Source organism: Aeromonas sp. R9-2 (assembly GCF_040908025.1).
Classification (GTDB): domain Bacteria; phylum Pseudomonadota; class Gammaproteobacteria; order Enterobacterales; family Aeromonadaceae; genus Aeromonas; species Aeromonas veronii.
Genome location: NZ_JBFOCX010000024.1, coordinates 641,323 through 659,065 on the forward strand (window position 1 = coordinate 641,323; position 17,743 = coordinate 659,065).

The 17,743-nt window shown below is 55.7% G+C and carries 12 protein-coding genes; 5 read left to right on the forward strand and 7 right to left on the reverse strand.

Annotated elements, in window-relative coordinates; genetic code table 11:
- Window positions 1-31: 31 nt before the first annotated feature.
- The 4 genes from hydA to ygeW form a co-directional block, all read right to left on the reverse strand.
- Complete coding sequence (gene hydA / locus AB5Y71_RS11950) at window positions 32-1,456, reverse strand: dihydropyrimidinase (RefSeq protein ID WP_368171702.1); 1,425 nt, start codon at window positions 1,454-1,456, stop codon at window positions 32-34.
- Between the two features lie 114 nt (window positions 1,457-1,570).
- A complete protein-coding gene (locus AB5Y71_RS11955; RefSeq protein ID WP_368171663.1) occupies window positions 1,571-2,788 on the reverse strand; it encodes a YgeY family selenium metabolism-linked hydrolase in 1,218 nt (405 codons plus the stop codon).
- A gap of 125 nt (window positions 2,789-2,913) precedes the next feature.
- Window positions 2,914-4,113, reverse strand: a complete 1,200-nt coding sequence (dpaL, locus tag AB5Y71_RS11960; RefSeq protein WP_368171664.1) for a diaminopropionate ammonia-lyase — start codon at window positions 4,111-4,113, stop codon at window positions 2,914-2,916.
- A gap of 137 nt (window positions 4,114-4,250) precedes the next feature.
- Window positions 4,251-5,438, reverse strand: a complete 1,188-nt coding sequence (gene ygeW / locus AB5Y71_RS11965; RefSeq protein ID WP_005336811.1) for a knotted carbamoyltransferase YgeW — start codon at window positions 5,436-5,438, stop codon at window positions 4,251-4,253.
- 607 nt (window positions 5,439-6,045) lie between these two features.
- On the opposite strand from ygeW, the gene AB5Y71_RS11970 reads away from it, so the two are divergent.
- Window positions 6,046-6,639 carry a hypothetical protein gene (locus AB5Y71_RS11970; protein ID WP_368171665.1) on the forward strand — a complete coding sequence of 198 codons (594 nt, stop codon included), beginning with the start codon at window positions 6,046-6,048 and terminating at the stop codon, window positions 6,637-6,639.
- A gap of 41 nt (window positions 6,640-6,680) precedes the next feature.
- Here AB5Y71_RS11970 and AB5Y71_RS11975 read toward each other — a convergent pair whose 3' ends face one another.
- Entirely contained in the window at window positions 6,681-7,685 is a 1,005-nt protein-coding gene (locus AB5Y71_RS11975; protein ID WP_368171703.1) for a Wadjet anti-phage system protein JetD domain-containing protein, read from the reverse strand.
- 212 nt (window positions 7,686-7,897) lie between these two features.
- On the opposite strand from AB5Y71_RS11975, the gene AB5Y71_RS11980 reads away from it, so the two are divergent.
- The 4 genes from AB5Y71_RS11980 (at window position 7,898) to AB5Y71_RS11995 (ending at window position 12,592) form a co-directional block, all read left to right on the forward strand.
- Entirely contained in the window at window positions 7,898-9,139 is a 1,242-nt protein-coding gene (locus tag AB5Y71_RS11980) for a lipase family alpha/beta hydrolase (protein WP_368171666.1), read from the forward strand.
- 479 nt (window positions 9,140-9,618) lie between these two features.
- Window positions 9,619-9,822: a hypothetical protein gene (locus tag AB5Y71_RS11985; protein WP_335856855.1), complete on the forward strand. Its 204-nt coding sequence runs from the start codon at window positions 9,619-9,621 to the stop codon at window positions 9,820-9,822.
- 139 nt (window positions 9,823-9,961) lie between these two features.
- Window positions 9,962-11,908: a patatin-like phospholipase family protein gene (locus AB5Y71_RS11990; protein WP_368171667.1), complete on the forward strand. Its 1,947-nt coding sequence runs from the start codon at window positions 9,962-9,964 to the stop codon at window positions 11,906-11,908.
- Window positions 11,909-11,917: 9 nt separating this feature from the next.
- Window positions 11,918-12,592 carry a hypothetical protein gene (locus AB5Y71_RS11995; protein WP_368171668.1) on the forward strand — a complete coding sequence of 225 codons (675 nt, stop codon included), beginning with the start codon at window positions 11,918-11,920 and terminating at the stop codon, window positions 12,590-12,592.
- Between the two features lie 75 nt (window positions 12,593-12,667).
- Here AB5Y71_RS11995 and AB5Y71_RS12000 read toward each other — a convergent pair whose 3' ends face one another.
- Window positions 12,668-13,054, reverse strand: coding sequence for a septal ring lytic transglycosylase RlpA family protein (locus AB5Y71_RS12000; protein ID WP_368171669.1), 387 nt, complete (start codon window positions 13,052-13,054; stop codon window positions 12,668-12,670).
- 258 nt (window positions 13,055-13,312) lie between these two features.
- Complete coding sequence (gene mukB, locus AB5Y71_RS12005) at window positions 13,313-17,740, reverse strand: chromosome partition protein MukB (protein WP_236380682.1); 4,428 nt, start codon at window positions 17,738-17,740, stop codon at window positions 13,313-13,315.
- Between the last annotated feature and the right edge of the window lie 3 nt (window positions 17,741-17,743).

The window sequence follows — 17,743 nt, forward strand, 5'->3', positions numbered from 1 at the left end:
CCTTGCTGCTCTGCGTGTTTCGAACGGATTGTCAGCCTGCAGCCGCGGGACAAGGCGAGTGCAGATCCGGCGCCAACGCCGGATCAAAGGGCGCTCTGGCCAAAAAACGGCCGTGACCACGCCGCCCCAGAAACTCGCCGTCGCGAGCGACTATCTCGCCGCGACTGAGGGTCATCCTGATCTGGCCGGGACAGCGCATCCCCTCGTATGGGCTGTAGTCGCCGTTGTCGTGCAACTGTTGATGGGAAATCAGGATGTCACCACGGGGATCCATGATCACTAGATCGGCATCAGACCCCACTTGCAAGTTGCCCTTGCGCGGCCAGAGGCCAAACAGGCGCGCCGGGTTGGCGCTGGTGAGGGCCACAAAGCGGGACGGCGAGATGCGCCCGCCCAATACCCCGTGGGCAAACAGCAGCAGCATCCGGTTCTCGACGCCCGGCAAGCCGTTGGGACAGCAGCTGAAATCGCCGCCCGGGAGGGTCATGCGCTGGGCGTGGGAGAAGTTGCAGTGATCGGTCGCCACCGTGTCGATGTCGCCAGCAGCGATACCGACCCACAGCTTGTCCTGCTCGCGGCGCGAGCGCAGCGGCGGGCTGAGCAGATAGTCGACTCCGTTCTCCCGGTAGTAGCAGGAATCATCCAAAAGCAGATATTGCGGGCAGGTCTCCACCCAGACCGGTTGCCCCTGACGGCGCGCCAATTTCAGATACTCCAGCCCCAGTCCGTTGGAGAGGTGAACGATATAGAGCGGGGCATTGCCCGCGAGCCCCGCCAGGTTGATCATCCGGGCGATCGCCTCCGCCTCGCACTCCAGCGGGCGACTTTGCGGGTGATACCAGGGCTCATGGTGACCGGCGGCCAATAGGGCCGCCCGGCGCGCCGCGATGGCGGCATCATTCTCGGGATGGACGGTGGCAAGCGCCCCCACCTCTTTGAGGCGGGCCAAGGCACGCAGCACATCATGGTCCCCCAGCTTGTACTGGTAGGTGAGATAGAGCTTGAAGCTGCTGATCCCCTCCTCCTGCACCATGGCGGCCATCTCATTAAGGATGGCGTCATCCACATGCTGGATCACGCCGTGAAAGCTGTAGTCGATCACCGCCTGATCGGCGGCGTAATCGTGATAGCGGGCCAGCTGGTGATGCAGATTGCACCCAGCCGGGCCAAATCCCATGTGGTCGATGATGGTGGTGGTGCCACCACAGGCGGCGGCACGGGTACCGCTGAAAAAATCATCGCAACTGCGGGCAATCCCGACATCGATGTTGAAGTGGGTGTGGACATCGATGCCACCCGGCATCACATAGCAGCCGCTGGCATCGATCACCTCGGTTTCGCCATCGGGCTGGATATCGGCGGCACGGGCGCGGATCACCCCGTTTTCGATCAGCAGATCCTGACGATATTCACCCTGCGCATCGACCAACACACCGTTTTTGATCAGCCGTTTCATCCCCACCACCTCGAACATCACTTCAAACAGCAAAACCCCGCCTCAACACAGACGGGGCACTTGCCACACTTGCGACAGCCGGGCGGCGATGGCAGTCACCACCCGGCAGCCCCCTTACTTGTCCAGCTCGGCCAGATAGAGCATGGGGATCACGGCGTACATGGCGGCGCACTTGACCAGATGCTCTTTCCAGGTCTTCTCGTTCGGCGCGTGGGCTTCCGGCTCTTTACCCGGGCCAAAACCGATGACCGGAATACCGTGGCGCCCCATGATGGAGACCCCGTTGGTCGAGAAGGTCCACTTGTCTACCACCGGCTCCTTGTTGAACAGCTCGCGATAAGCCTTGGAGAGGGTTTTGACGGTGATGTGATCCTCTTCCACCTTCCAGGTCGGGAAGTAGCACTCGGTCGGATAGACCAGACCGGTATAGGCCGGACGGTCGTACTGGTACATGGAGACCTCGGCACCGGCGGCTTGTACCGCTGGCAGGGCGCGGATCTCATCCAGCGCACCTTGCCAGGTCTCGCCCCAGGTCAGACGACGGTCGATGGAGACGGCGCAGCTATCCGCCACGGCGCAGCGGCTTGGCGAAGTGAAGAAGATCTCGGAGACGGTCAGGGTGCCCTTGCCGAGGAAGTCATCGTTGCCAAGGTTTTGGCTCAGCTCCTGCAGCTCGCCGAGGATCGGGCCCATCTTGAAGATGGCGTTGTCACCGCGCTCCGGCGCGGAGCCGTGGCAGCTCACCCCCTGCACTTCCACACGGATCTCCATGCGGCCACGCTGGCCACGGTAGATCTGGCAGTCGGTGGGCTCGGTACTGACCACAAACTCGGGGCGGATCTTGCTCTGCTCGATGATGTACTGCCAGCAGAGGCCATCGCAATCCTCCTCCTGCACGGTACCGGTCACCAACAGGGTGTACTGATCTTCCAGCCCCAGATCCTTGATGATCTTGCCCGCATAGACCATGGAGGCCATGCCACCTTCCTGATCGGAGGCGCCGCGACCACCGATGATCTCGTGATCTTCCATCCCCTCATAGGGGTCGAACTTCCAGTTGGCCATGTTGCCGACGCCCACGGTATCGATGTGGGCATCCATGGCGATCAGGTGCGGGCCGTGGCCGATATAGCCCAGCACGTTGCCCATGGGATCGATCTCGACCTTGTCAAAACCAACCTTCTCCATCTCCTGTTTGATGCGCAGCACGACGCGCTCTTCATCGCAGCTCTCGCTCGGGATGGCGATCATGTCGCGCAGGAACTGACTCATCTCGACCTTGTACTGGTAGGCCTTCTCCAACACCATTTCAAACGGAATTTGCTTGCTCATTGTGATTCTCCATAACAACTGAGAGTGCGCGGCCTGTTCGTCGGCAGCGCCCTGTGCCCGTTACCGCGCCCCGTTGGCGAGGCGCGATCAATGCTTCAATTCGTGTCTCTGCTCTGGCGGGAGAGTTAGTCGCAGGCAGGATGCTTGCCTTCCCACACCACTTCCCGGTAATGCTTCACATCGGTGTCCCCTTCGGTGTTGATGATCAGCACGACCGAGTTGCTATCCAGCCCCAGACGTTCCATCAGCGCCGCGCGATCCGGGTGGTGGCGCACTGCCGCCAGCACGCCGGTACCAACCGAGCCGGACTCACCGGAGATGATGCGGGGGTCATTGCCAAGAGGGTTGCCCAGCACCCGCATGCCCAATGCCGACACCTTGTCGTGGCAGGAGATAAACTGGGTGGTGCAGCTTCTGAGCAGCGGCCAGCCGAGCGGATTGGGTTCACCACAGGCGAGACCGGCCATGATGGTGCGCATATCGCCCCCCACGTTGACCATCTCCCCCGCCACGCCGGAGCGGTAGATGCAGTCGGCCTGATCCGGCTCGACCACGATACTGTGCAGGTTTTTCGCGCCGAAGCAGTCCACCAGATAACCGAGCACCCCGCCCGCCAGCGCCCCGACCCCGGCCTGCAGCAGCACGTGGGTCGGCTGCTTGATGCCCATACCCTGCATCTGCTCGACCGCTTCATCGGCCAGGGTGGAGTAACCCTGCATGATCCAGGTCGGGATCTTGGTGTACCCCTCCCAGGCTGTGTCCTGCACTATGTGCCAACCGCGCTCTTCGGCCATCTTCATGGTCAGGCGCACGGTGTCGTCGTAGTTCATGTCGGTGACGATGCACTCGGCACCGAGGTTGAGTATGTGGTCAACCCGCTCCTGAGCCGAGCCCTTGGGCATGTAGACCACCGCATGCTGGCCCACCTGCTTGGCGGCCCAGGCAACGCCGCGACCGTGATTGCCATCTGTGGTGGTGGCGAAAGTCATCGGCTCCTTGATGGTGCGTTTGATGAGATCGAAGGAGAAATCCTCGATGGCCACCCCATATTTTTCACAGAGCAGGTTGGCGATGGCATAAACGCCACCCAGCATCTTGAAGGCATTGAGGCCAAAGCGCTTTGACTCGTCCTTGACCAATATATTTTTCACCCCGATATAGGCAGCCAGATCTTTCAGGTCGCACAATGGGGTCGGTTCATAACCGGCCAGTTTTTTATGAAAAGCGCGAGCCTTTTGTGCTTCGGCGCGAGAAAACAGCGGAGATGGCTCGGCGGTAAAAAAGCGGTTATCGGCAATATCCATCTTCAAAGAAAATTGGGACATGCTTACCTCACTAGGCGTTACCTGACAAAGAGCTGCCTCGCCGGGAGATCCGTTATTCAGATACCACGGAGAGAAAACTCAAAATAATGGGTTCGACAGTGTGGGCAGGATGAATCTTCACCCTGCCCTGCCGTTATTTATTTCACCCGCTTTTGCGCCTCTTTAATCAGATTTTCCAGGGTTTCTGCCGGGGCGGAGAATTTACGGGCCATGATCATGGCGGCGATAATATAGGGCTTCCAACTCGCCTCTTTGTAAGTGGCGATACGGTATTTCTCGAATACCCCTTCGGTTACTTCGCCCTCTTTGCAGGAGACGCCGGAAATATCGGCGGGCAGGCAGTGCATATAGAGCGCTTCGCCACCCTTGGTAAGCTTCATCATCTCCTCGGTGCAGTGCCAATCCTTGTGCTTGGCGTTCTGCTCAAGACAATGTTTCTCCAGCTCCTTGAGGCCAGCGTGGTCATTGGCACGCAGCAACTCGGTGCGCTGCTCCATCACCTTGTAGGGGGCCCAGGACTTGGGATAGACGATATCGGCATCCTTGAACGCCTCTTCCATGGAGGTGACCTGACGGAAGCTGCCGCCGGAGGCCTTGGCATTCTCCTTGGCCACTTCGATCACGTCAGGGATCAGGTCATATCCTTCCGGGTGGGCCAGGGTCACGTCCATACCGAAACGGGTCATCAGACCGATGATGCCCTGCGGCACGGAGAGCGGCTTGCCGTAACTCGGGGAGTAAGCCCAGGTCATCGCAATCTTCTTGCCCTTGAGGCTCTCCAGGCTGCCGAAGTGCTCCTGCAACCAGGCGAGATCAGCCATGGACTGGGTCGGGTGATCAATGTCGCACTGCAGGTTGACCAGCGCCGGACGCTGGGGCAACACCCCCTTCTCGAATCCTTCATCCAGTGCGGCGCCCACTTCACGCATATAGGCGTTACCGGCACCGAGGAACATGTCGTCACGGATGCCGATGGCATCGGCGCAAAACGAGATCATGTTGGCGGTTTCACGGACGGTCTCGCCGTGGGCGATCTGGGATTTACCCTCATCAAGATCCTGCTGGGCCAGACCGAGCAGGTTCAGCGCAGAGGCGTAAGAGAAGCGGGTTCGGGTGGAGTTATCGCGGAAAACCGAGATACCGAGCCCGCTGTTAAACAGTTTGGTGCAGATATTTTCGGCGCGCAGGGTCTTGAGGGATTCGGCCAGTTTCAATACCAGCTCCAGCTCCTGAGGGGTTTGCTCCCAGGTCAGCAGAAAATCTTTTTCATGCAGGTTGGATTTGAGTGCTCTGATCTCTTTGATTAATTCGTTAACTGCTTTCATCGTTCGCCCCAATCATTGGATGAGATATGGATAGCTCCCCTTTCACTCACGATGTCACCAGCATCCCGGTTGTGGGTGAGCGCGTCGGTTAGCGTCGATATGAGGCAATCAATAACCGTGCCAAACCAATAAAATGCAGGCAGATATTAATAAATGGCGAAAGTGTGTGATGCCACCCACAAAATCAGCGGCTATTTAAGCGGTTTATTCAATAAAAAGGTGAGCGGATCAGCCAAGCCATAAAATAGCCGAGTGATAATAATCAGAGGCGATATCTCGGCATCGGTGAGAATTATCATCAAAGGTCAGTTTCAAGGGTTGAAATGATATCAGCGGGGCTGTCGTTATCATTATGATAATGCTGTGCAGCGACTTGCTCTTTTGTTACGACCTCTTCTGCAGAAATGTCTCGGCCATCTCGCCTCCCCTGCACTCCCGTATCACCTCTCGCCTTATCTTCCGGCAACATCGCTGGGCGCGGTTGGCCCAAGGTGCTAACGTGAATACGCCAGCTGCGCATCTGTCTCGGATGCTCAGGATAGGCCGACGTTCACGACCGCAAGTGCGCGGATGAACCTGCATGACTTACATCTTTGAGGGATTATCTATGTCCAGGAATGCTGCTCTGCTCATCACCCTGACCCTGCTCGGTATCACCCCTGCCCACGCCATCAGCGCCAAATATGCCGAGCAACTGGAGCACTCCGGCTGCACCCAGGTCACCGAGGCGCAAGGCTGTGACATTCACAAAACCAAAGCGGAAAATGCCAAGGCGGGATTTGGCGCGGCCGCCCCGGCCGCGGAGGGCGGTCTGAATCTGAGCTATGAGCAGAAGCTGGAGCGCTCGGGCTGCACTCAGGTGAGCGAGCTCAATGGCTGCGATATCAACAAAACCAAGGCTGAGAACGCGGCTGCCAGTGTTGGCAATGCTCCGGCCGCGGCAACCAGCGCCAGCCCCTATGCGGGCAACTGGATCGCCACCTTCCCCCAAACCGGCGCCACCGTGGCCAATATCCGCATCGATGGCAAGGATCAGGTGTGGGTCAACGACAAGAAGGTCAATGCCAAGAAATCCGATGGCGCGCTGGTGTTCAAGGATGGCATGGTCATCTACACCATTCAGGGTGATCGCCGCATCAAGGGTGAAGACGGCTGGGTCGATAATGATGCCGGCACCAAGGGGCCCATCAACGCCAAGTAAGCAGCTGACCACGAAATGACGGGGAGCGCGGGCACCCCGTTTCACCCCTGATTGCCCATCGCGTCCAATGACCAGCTCCGCCAGTGAGGGGCCAGAATCAATACCTCCTGCTCCAGCCAAGTCCCGTCTGTGATCAGTTTATCGAGCCAGGGAACGCCTGCCGGAGTGCCATGGCCATCGACATGATCAGCCTGCGTCGTCACACGCCAGGGCACCTTGCCACAGTCCGTCGCAAATGTGCGAACAGGGCGGGCATAGTGCTCCAGATAAGGTTGCAGCTCACAGGGAAGCCAGAGCATGGCCGGTCGATTTAGCTCGCGCGCCAGCTCGATGGCAATATCGATACCCCGTTGATCGAGATCGCCAAAATGGGCCCACTGCACGCCCGCAGGCAGCAGCGGGATCAGCTGTTTGGCCAGGGTAGTATTGCGACCGGGGGCAAAGAGCAGCAGTTGCCCGGGTTGCAACGGGTAGTCGACAAAGGCCCCCTTATTCTCCACCGTAATGACCCGCTCCCCTTGCCAGCCGATGGCAGTCAGCGTGCCCAGAGTCCGCTCCGGCAACGCCAATTCCCCCAGCAGCACCATCATTGCCGTCATATCGTGCTGCTGACCCTGCTGATCGACCAGTGAGAGCGGTTCGAGGGTACGGATGCGGATCACCTCATCCTGCGTGAGCGACAATTCCGCAAGCTGTGGCGCGGCAAGGGATGCTGACCGCGAATGCTTGCTGTCCCCATGCCAGAGGGCATAAAAGCAGGCCTGATTGAGCCGTGCAGGCAAACTCATCCCAAGGCTTCGCATCTGCTTACGCTTGTCCTGTTCCGGGGGCGCTGCCCGAGCCAGTTGTCCGGTCAGAAAAGTCCGCCCCGCGTCGGTCAACACATAATGAGCACCTCGGCCAACCGGCTTGATCCCCGCCACTGCCTGCAACAGATCCTTCAACTCGCGGCCATGCCGACTCTCAAGGGAGCAGCCCTTTCCGTTCTGGCTATCGAGCAACCGTGCACACAAATCCTGCACCCGCACCTCATCAAACAGCGACATCATCACCTCTCCATGTGGCTTCATATGACGAAGTAGAGGTGATTTTCCCTGTCATTACCGTGACCGGCTTCGCAAGCGGTTCTTATCAGCCCCGCCATGCATGGCCCGTTACTGGTAAACCCGCCACAAAGGGCGCAAGCTGGTTTGATATAGAGATACGCTGCGCTCTTCGCGGCACGACAACGCGATACCCGCTTTCACAAGGGCTTGCCATGACCGACGCCACAGACCCATCGCCATCCTCTTCCTGGCATCTTTCGGATATCCGCGAGCTGGCGCAACTGCTGACTCTGGCGCTGCCCGCCGCGGTAGAGATTACCGAAGCGGTACATCAGGCGATACTGAGCGGTATGGGGCTCAAGGGACGAGATGAGGGAAAAACAGCCGGGATCACCGGGCTGGTCTACAAGGGGGTACATGGTGCCGCCAACACCCTGGGCAGTGGTGTCAACCAACTGCTCAGCCGGCTGCCAGCCACACCGCCGCCCCACCAGATCCCCGAAACCCCGAAACGTGCGGCCCTGATCGCCACGCTCAACGGCGTATTGGGGGACAAGCTGGTCGAGCACCACAATGCCCTCGCCACCCCCATGACCCTGCGCTATCAGGGCAAGCCCCTCGATTGGCAAGCAATGCCGGAGGATCTACCCAGCGAGGGACGGGTGCTGCTGATGATCCATGGCCTCTGCATGAACGATCTGCAGTGGCAGACCGAACACCAAGGCAAGCCGGTCAATCACGGAGAACAACTTGCCAACGCGCTTGGCTATCAGCCTCTTTACCTGCACTACAACTCGGGCCTGCCCATTTCACAAAACGGGCAGCAACTTGCCCTGTTGCTGGAGCAGTTGCTCGCCCACTGGCCGGGAGAGCTAAAAGAGATAACGATAATGGGCTACAGCATGGGCGGACTGGTTGCCCGCAGCGCCTGCCACCATGCCAGCCAGGCCGGGCTCACCTGGCCTGTGCACCTTGCCAATATGATCTTTATTGGCACGCCACACCACGGCGCGCCGCTCGAACATGCCGGTCACTGGCTGGAGCAGTTGCTGCCCGCCACCGCATACAGCGAACCCTTCGTCAGGCTGGCGCGGCTGCGCAGTGCAGGCATCAAGGATTTACGCCACGGCAAGGTGATCGATGCCGTTGCCCCACCCGACCCCGCAGTCCCCTCACAGGACCCACGCGCGCCACTCCCCTTGCCCGGCGGCGTCAACTGCTATGCCATCGCCGCGACCACTGCCGCCAAGCGCAGCCTGCTGGCCGACCGGCTGATTGGCGATGGACTGGTGCCGCTACGCAGCGCCCTCGGCCAGCACAGCGAGGTGCGCCATCAGCTGGCCTTTCTGCCCGCCCATACCCTGATTGTCTATCGCACCAGCCATATGGCCCTGCTCGGCAGCCCGCAGGTAAGCCAGCAACTGCTGCGTTGGCTCAGCCCCTTGCAGTTATAGCGAGCTGGCTATTAAAGCAACTGAGTGCTGGTTCACAAAGGAGCCCTGTGGCACTCTGGGACGTCAAAGGGAAGACCCACACTGACACCTCATGTGTCCCCACTGCAAAGGAGCGCCACCGATGGCCAAAGCAAGCAAGAAAGAGATCAAGAAGAAGATCGCCGCTCGTCTTGAGAAAATTGCCAAGCATGAAGGCAAGATCAAGAAGCTGAAGAAGGCCCTGAAGTAGGGCCAATCGCATAAGAAAAACCGCCAATAGGCGGTTTTTTCATCCCCCTTTCGCCCCTTTACCATCGTTTTGATACCAATGGCCTTGATGTAAACGCCTCAAGCGCACCTCAGCAGAACAACCCGACTGAAGCCACGTACGTTCTCATCGCTGATATTTGGTCTAACAGCGCCAATCGGGCGCCGCGCGCGCCCATGCCAGCAACTACCTTCAACGGAGTGTTTGATATGAGCCAGCAGTGGAGCGCCATATGTACTCTTACACCCTCACCTTCAAGGAAGATGTCGATCGCCTGACCGCCCCCGAGCAGGAGATCACCTTGCAGAGCCCCGCTCAGGCGGGGGATTTTATTATCCTCTCCGACGGCAGCCGCCATCAGGTGATGTTTGTCACCCACAGGGCCCACTACAGTAGCCTCTATCTCGATAAAGGGGTCAGGGTGCCGCAGGGCTGACATATCTAACGGAGTAAATTCGATATAGATCTATGATTAGTTTCATACTAATAATCGATACTTACTTTGCTAAATAGCATTATCAGGTGTTACTATGTCCTTTATTTTTGTCCATTAGTTATAAAAGATGAGCATTCGTATGGAAATAACTCTCTCTGCATCTGAATCCCCCCAAAAAACTGTGCACTTTAAAAACAGCCTAGGTGTTTTTCAAGGTGGAGGATGCAAAGCGATTGCATTTATTGGCGCCTTTGAGGAAGCTCGCTCTAGAGGCGTTTATTTTTCAGAGTTAGCGGGTACATCAGCTGGCTCAATTTTCGCCGCTTTAATAGCAGCCGGAGCAACTCCTGATTATTTAAATGACTTGGTCATAACAACTGACTTTACACAATTCAATGCACCCGTAGATAAAACGTATAAAAAATATGGCACATCTATAGGTCATGCAGGCAAAATCCTCACTAAAGGGAAATACAAAAACCTCTTTAACTTCATACTCAATTTAGGACTCTATTCATCAAGTCAACTTGAATCATGGATCAATGAACGCTTAGGTGAGCTTCTAAACAAAAGAGGCATGGAAATTAAATTTTGCGACCTAAAACTCCCTTTGTATGTAATAGCAACTGATGTAGAAAACCAAAATCAAATTACATGGAGCACGGCCAATACACCTGATGAAAAAGTCGCATATGCTGTAAGATGTTCATGCACTATCCCATTTTATTTTCAACCTGTTGACATGAAGTATGTAGATGGTGGATTAGTCAGTAACCTTCCAACTTTTTCATTAAATAATGAGGAAGGACATTATGAAAAAATACTATGCTTTACTTTGTCAGATAAATATAACAAGGTTAAATGTATCGAGTCATATCTAACAAATATGGCCAGTGCAGTTATTGATGGCGCCGTCCACATTCAAAATTTATTTCAATCGAATACTTATCATATTGAAATCAAAGATCTACCAATCACAACAACTGCTTTCAATGAGTTGACCGATAGAAAAATTGAAGAAACAATTCAAGTTGGAAGAAAAGCTGCGGCAAATTTCTTTGACTATGAAACAGTAAATATCACCAATAAATATAAATCTACGAAAAAAACCAGTCGAGACCAAATATTAAACACCGTCGTAATGGTCGACCCACAATATCATGATAAAATTTTAGTTTCATTACCTAATACAAGATTAGTCTACTCCTTGTTCCCAACAATTCTTGACTGGATATATAATAAAGTAAGTGTGATTTTCATCACCAATAAAATAAATAAGGATGATCCTGACGAAATTGAACATGAGGAATATAGAAGAGTTCTTTTAAAAAAATTAGGTGTAGCTTTTTTTGAGGTTGAATCAATTCCATTCAGTTGCTTTCTATTTAAGTCGAAAGATCATGAGTCTGACACATCGATCGCTTACTACGATAATAATGAGCAAAGCAAAGTTGCCGGATATGGTAAGGTATATCGCTCGATCCATGACAAATTCGTCCATGACAGTTTCTGGAATGCATTCAAAGAAATTGTGGATATAAATGCAACAAATTCATGCTCGTTTTATGTAGAAACAGTACCAACTGGTGAATTAACCAGAATGTTAAAGGATGTACGCCAATATAGGTCTAACTCTGTACATATTCAATTAAAAAATATTGAAATATGTAAGGTTAAATTTTTGACTCAATTTGTAAAATCATATAAATATAACCAAATATCTAAATTCATTAGAATACTTGACAAGTTTAAAATAGAACATTTCGAGGCGTGTGCAATTATTACCGCTGATGGTACTAAATATTTAGTTACCCCACCAGTAGTTGAAAAATATCACAATGAATATAGACTTATTGAAGGAAACAGTCGTCTCATATTTAGCTATAGAGAACTGCAAGTACCATTTATTAAAGCTATTGTTGTTGAACATGTCTCTGTTGAATTGCCTTCTAGTGGAGCCTACTCGATAGATAGTATGATTATTACCACTAAAGATAAAATTGGAAGTATGCGTTATGAGAAATTCAAATATGAATTTTTCAGAAAAATTGAAGAAAATGTTAGACCACCTAAAATGTATCTTTAGAGAGGCGTTATGACTTCTTTCAAACATATCGAAACATTGATAAAAAAACATCCAGAAATAGAAGTTTTTCGTTTTTTTTGCTTCTCATTTTCCAATAAAGTACAAGATCGAGTTGGTCCACTTTCTCTCGATGAAAAAAATTTAATTGAGTGCAGCATAGAGTACAAAAAAAACAATTCAACCTCTTTCTGGGAGGCATTTTTCACTACGTGTGTAAAAGAGAATAAAATTACACCTAGAATTCTTTCTGAGGCAATTCATCACAATAAAAACAATAAATATATTTATGTTCTCAGCAAAGATGTATTGGATTTTTTAAATTGCAATCAGTATGAGAACTTAGCTATCAACTCAGAAGTAATTCTAGATAGCGGGGAGAAAAAGCACATCCCCATGCTCGATTTCAAAATAAAATCAGAAGGGTTAAATATAGCGCTTGTGCACTCGGTAATTGAGTCTTTATCTTTGAAAGGTGTTATTTTAAATAGCGGAAAATCTTATCATTTTATTGGTGATAATTTGATATGCAAAGAACAACTTACGGAATTATTAGCTAAGTTTGTTTTGTTTCACCCTATTTCAGATAAAGCTTGGGCTGCTCACCAATTAATCGAGGGTTCAGCATCATTAAGAGTATCAAAAAAATATAATTTAAATCCGACCTTTATTACAAACGTCACCTAATGCAATATCATACTTTATTTTGAAGGGGAGGTTGCTCCCCTCATTAATTAGATTAATTAATGAACCCTCTTCAGCTTATAAAATTTCTATTTTTACCTTGATAATCCCGTCGCGAATATTGCCGATGGCGCTAAAAGCCGATTTGGAGAGATCGATAATACGCCCTTTTTTAAAGGCGCCACGGTCATTGACCTTGATCACTACGCTCTTGCCGTTGGCGAGGTTGGTGACCCGCACCATGGAGCCGAAGGGCAATTCCATATGGGCGGCGCTATTGAGGTTGTTGCGATAGATCTCGCCGCTGGCGGTATTTTTGCCATGATAACGGTCGGCATAATAGCTGGCGTAACCGGTCTCGCTATAGCCGCGCCAGCTGCCGCCGTGACTCTCGTCATAACGGCTGCTACAGGCCGCCAGCAGCAGGCAAAGAGATAACAGCAGCCCTTTCTGGATATGTTGCACCTTTCCCCTCTCCTCTCTTCTTCTTTTCGCTATGCGCACTTTTTACTCTTCGATTCAGCCGGTGACGCTGGCGACACACTTGCAGGCGGGAGCTCTCACCTTGCCATAGCTCCAAGGCACTCACCATGTTACTCGCCTTGTTGTCAGGCAGCAGCGACGGTGCGGCTACTTTGCCATATCTTCCATGCAAAAAGGGAGGCAAATGCCTCCCTTTCAACTAGTTACCGGTCATCCTGTGTCGGATGGGCCAGAGACTTCTCAGGCAATCAGCTTGTCATCGGCAAAGCCGAAACCACGCAAACCCACCACATGCACGTGCTCGTGCTTGCCCTGCACCTTGCGGATGAGCTTGTAGGTGGTGCCCTTCTCGGGACTGATGTTCTCGGGCGCCGCGATAAGCAGCTGCATATCCTGCCGCTCGCACAGCTCGAACAGGGTGGCGATGGATTTGCCATCCAGACGGGCCGCTTCGTCGAGGAACAACAGGCGGCAGGGGGCGATATCCTTGCCGCGCAGACGGCGGGACTCCTCCTCCCAGCTGATCAGCACCATCAGCAGGATGGCCTGACCGGTACCGATCGCCTCGCCGGTGGAGAGCGCACCGCTCTCGGCACGCAGCCAGCCGTCGGCACCGCGCTGCACCTCGATCTCCAGCTCCAGATAGTTGCGATAGTCGAGCAGCACGTCGCCCATCACCTGATAGCTGCGATCTCCCTGCTCGATCTGCGGATTGAGGCGCTGGAACAGCTTGGCCATCGCCTCGGAGAAGCTGAGCTCCTTGTCGGCGAACAGATCGTTGTGCATGGCAGTTTGGTCGGCCAGCGCCGTCAGCAGACGGGTGTGGGCCTCGCGGATATTGACGTTGAGGCGCACCCCGCGCACCAGACCGAAGGCGATGTTCTGCAAGCCCTGGTTGAGCACCCGGATGCGGTTCTGCTCGCGGCGGATGATGTTGGTGATCTTGGCCGCCACCTCGTGAGAGGAGAGCGACAGATGGGTTTCCCGCTGCTTGAGCTCGTCTGCCAGACGCGCCAGCTCGATCTCCATCTCCTCGATCGCTTCGACCGGATCATCGGAGCGGATGATGTCGTTGCGGATGCGATCCTTGAGGTAACGGTAGACCTGCACGTAGAAGGCCACCTTCTGCTCGGTGCTGCGATTGCCCTCGGAGAGACGCAGCGCATCGCGCAGGGCCTCGTCGTGGGCCACCGCCACCCGCAGGGCGCCGAGGGCCTTGTCCGACATGGAGCGCAGCTCGTCGCTGTCCAGATAAGCCAGTTCACGCTTGTTGAGGCGCTTCTCGACGTCGGTCTCCCGTGCCAGACGCACCACCCGCGACCAGCTCGCCTTGTGACCCACCAGGGATTTGCGGGCGCTGTAGTAATCCTTCCCTTCCAGCTTGAGACGGCCACCGAGGGATTCGATCTCGCGCTTGGTGACCTGCAACTGGGCCTCGGCGCTGGTGCGACGGGAGCGGGTGCGGATCAGCAGCTCTTCAATCTCTTTCTTGTGGGCGCGCGCCTTCTCTTCCATATCGTCAGAGAGGGTCAGCCCCATGGCCGCCAGCTCCTGCTCAAACTCGGTCAGGGTCTGGCGCTTGGCTTCGACGCTGGAGTTCAGCGCAGTGCGCAGCTGCAACGCCTCGGTGTGGCGCTGGGCAATCTGCTTGTGCTGCTCACCAGCGGTGCGGGCTGCCAGCTCTGCCGCCTTCAGCTTCTCTTTGAGTCGCTCGCTCATCTCGGAGGCCTTGCCCAGCAGGTCTTGTGCATCCTGATAGGCAAAGTGCGGCAGACGGGCCACCAGCTGATCGAGGGCGTAGCAACGGCGCTTCTGCTCGGCCAGCAGGTTGCTCACCTCATCGTAAGCTGCCTGCAGCGCCGCAAGATCCTGCGGATCCTGACGCAGCACCTGCACCATGGTTTCCAGTTTTTCCAGCGATTTGCCGTGTTTGGCGATAAAAGCTTCGGCCTGTTTCAGGGCTTCCACATCGGCGTGAGCCGCCTCGAGGCGGGCCGCCAGATCAGTCTCGGCAAACAGGTGAGCAAAGGGCAGCATCCCCTGCACCAGCTGGATATGGCGAGTCAGCTGAGCGGCGGCCGCTTTGGCATCACTCAGCTGCTTGTCGCACTCGCCGATGGCTGCTTGCAAGGCGCGCAGTTCGGCCTGTTTGGCCTGCACTTCGGCTTCGGGGTCGGGGCGGAAGGCGATATCCAGATGCTGACCGATAAAGTCGCGGAAGTGACCGTAGAGACGGTGGTACTTCTGCTGCTCAAACGCAGCCTTGGCGTAACCCTCGATCAGCCATTCGCGTTCAAGGTCGAGCTGCTCGATCCGTTTTTCCCGCGCAGCGCGACCAAACAGCGGCAGCTCGGGATAGCGGGAGAAGCGCACCTGACGCTTGCTGGTGCGCACCAGCACGGCGTCCCCCAGCTCGTCCGCTTCCACCAGATCCTCGTCAAAGGAGTCGGGGTTGCCCTGAATCAGGTAGATATCTTCCGGGCAATCTTCCAGCTTTTTCAGCCGCTCGATGGCACCTTCGAGGTCGAGCACCACCAGGGCGCTGCGAGCAGGGCCGTAGAGCGCGGAGTAGTAAGGGGCATCATCGATGGAGATGTCGTCGTAGACATCGGAGAGCAGTACGCCCCCCACTTGCTCGGCGATGCGGGCAAGGCGGGGATCCGCCTCGCCAGCCCCCAGCTGCAGGTTGCGAATTTGCAGCTCCAGCGCCTGTTTCTGGGCCGCGATGCGATTGCTCTCCTGCTCGAACTCGCGCTCCTTGTCGAGCACTGTCTGCATACCGGCCGAAAGCTCTTCGGCGGTGGCGAGCGGCAAACCGCTCTGCTCGCGCAGTTGCTCGAGTTTTTCAAAGGATTTCAGCCAGCGCGGCGCCAGCTTGGTGAGCTCCGCAATGTCACGGCCCAGCTGGGTGCCCTGATGCTCGAGGCTGGCGCGGCGCTGGTTCACCTCCGCCTGCTGCTCGGAGAGTTCCTCCTGACGGGTGCGCTGGGCTTCGAGGAAGATCTCCAGCTCATCGCTGCTGGCAATCAGCTGGCCGGAGGCCTGCTGCAGCTCGTCACGCAGCTTGAAGAGACTCTTCTGGCTTTCGCTCTCTTTCTCTAGGCGAGCCAGCGCGGCGCGCAGCCCCTGCCCCTGGGCGATGCGAGCCTTGTCTTCGATGTGACGCTTGAGCAGCGCTTGGGCGGTAGGCCAGGCGGCCTCGCGTACTGTTTCCGGAGCGATGCTGAGCAACAGCGCCAGCGCCGCTTCGTGCTCGGCCACCGCCGCCTTGGCCAGCGCCAATTGCTGTTCGGCCCCCAGCACCCGGCTGGTGAGGCTCTGCTCGGCGGCGCGGAACTGGTGCAGAGTGTCGCTCGCCTGTTCGGCGGTCAGCCCCGGCAGCTCGCACTGCTCGCGGGCAGCATCGAGAGCCTGCACCGCCTGACGGTACTGGATGGCGCGGGTCTGCTGGATATCGAGCGCCTGCTGGTAGTCGGCCAGCTGGGTCTTGAGACTGTCTACCTCGGCCTGTGCCAGCTCCTTGCGCTCTTCCACCTCCAGCAGTTGGCCGTGGATCTCCTCCACTACCGCCTGCTGCTGTTCGAATTTGTCAGAGAGATCCGCCAGATCGGCACGGTACATCTCGATCTTCTTCTGCAAACTGACGGCCGCCATCACCTTGGCCAGATGCTCGGAGGCAGACTCCAGCTCGTCGGTCAGCAATTTCTCGCGGTTGGTGAGCTGCTCCACCTCGTCGGCCAGATAGATGGCGCGCTGCTTCTCTTCGGCCAGAATGCGGCGCTTGTCGGCCAGCTCCTGGCGCGCTTTGAGGGCCAACTCGGAGAGGCGGCTCTTCTCGGCGGCGTTGCGCACATAGTCAGCCGCCACATAGTGGGTGGTTTCGGTGATCAGGTTCTTGAACAGATCCCGCTGACCTTGCGTCTCCTTGATCGCTTCCAGCGTGCGGCGGTTTTCATAGATGGCCGCCTCCATGTCTGCAAACGCCTTGCGCACCCCGGAGTTCTCCGGCAGCAGGTATTCACGCAAAGAACGGCTGATGGACGAGGAGATGCCGCCGTAGAGGGAGGCTTCGATCAGGCGATAGAACTTGCCGCGATCTTTTTGATCACGCAGCTTCTTCGGGGTGATGCCGAACTCGAACATGAAGTTGTGATAGTCGGTCACCGTATTGAATTTGGCGACTTTCAGCGCCCCCAGCTCGGCGGCTGCCCCTTTCAGATCGGTAAAGGCGCGTACCCGACCCTTGCCGCCATCGAGCTTCTCCAGCAGCAGATCGGTCGGTGCCAGATTCTCCGGCACATCCACCAGCGCGAACGGGGTGATGTTGACCTTGTTGTCACGGTTGGCCACCTGCTCGAGGTGCACGCCGACCCAGATCCGCTGTTCGCGGCTGTTCATCACTTCCAGCAGGGAATAGCAGTGGCCGCGCTGCAGCTTGCCGTAGAGCCCCTTGTCACGGGAGGCGCTGCTCGATCCCGCTTCCGTGGTATTGCGGAAATGGAGCAGTGACTGGTCGGGGATGAGCGCCGCGATAAAGGCCGCCATGGTGGTGGACTTGCCCGCGCCGTTGCCGCCAGAAAGGGTAGTGACCAGCTGGTCGAGATCGAAGGTCCGGGCAAAGAAGCCGTTCCAGTTGACCATGGTCAGGGATTTGAACTTGCCTCGCACCGG

Coding starts and splice junctions, on each gene's coding strand:
- hydA (WP_368171702.1), bottom strand. CDS start 1,456: ATGAAACGGCTGATCAAAAACGGTGTGTTGGTCGATGCGCAGGGTGAA.
- AB5Y71_RS11955 (WP_368171663.1), bottom strand. CDS start 2,788: ATGAGCAAGCAAATTCCGTTTGAAATGGTGTTGGAGAAGGCCTACCAG.
- dpaL (WP_368171664.1), bottom strand. CDS start 4,113: ATGTCCCAATTTTCTTTGAAGATGGATATTGCCGATAACCGCTTTTTT.
- ygeW (WP_005336811.1), bottom strand. CDS start 5,438: ATGAAAGCAGTTAACGAATTAATCAAAGAGATCAGAGCACTCAAATCC.
- AB5Y71_RS11970 (WP_368171665.1), top strand. CDS start 6,046: ATGTCCAGGAATGCTGCTCTGCTCATCACCCTGACCCTGCTCGGTATC.
- AB5Y71_RS11975 (WP_368171703.1), bottom strand. CDS start 7,685: ATGTCGCTGTTTGATGAGGTGCGGGTGCAGGATTTGTGTGCACGGTTG.
- AB5Y71_RS11980 (WP_368171666.1), top strand. CDS start 7,898: ATGACCGACGCCACAGACCCATCGCCATCCTCTTCCTGGCATCTTTCG.
- AB5Y71_RS11985 (WP_335856855.1), top strand. CDS start 9,619: ATGTACTCTTACACCCTCACCTTCAAGGAAGATGTCGATCGCCTGACC.
- AB5Y71_RS11990 (WP_368171667.1), top strand. CDS start 9,962: ATGGAAATAACTCTCTCTGCATCTGAATCCCCCCAAAAAACTGTGCAC.
- AB5Y71_RS11995 (WP_368171668.1), top strand. CDS start 11,918: ATGACTTCTTTCAAACATATCGAAACATTGATAAAAAAACATCCAGAA.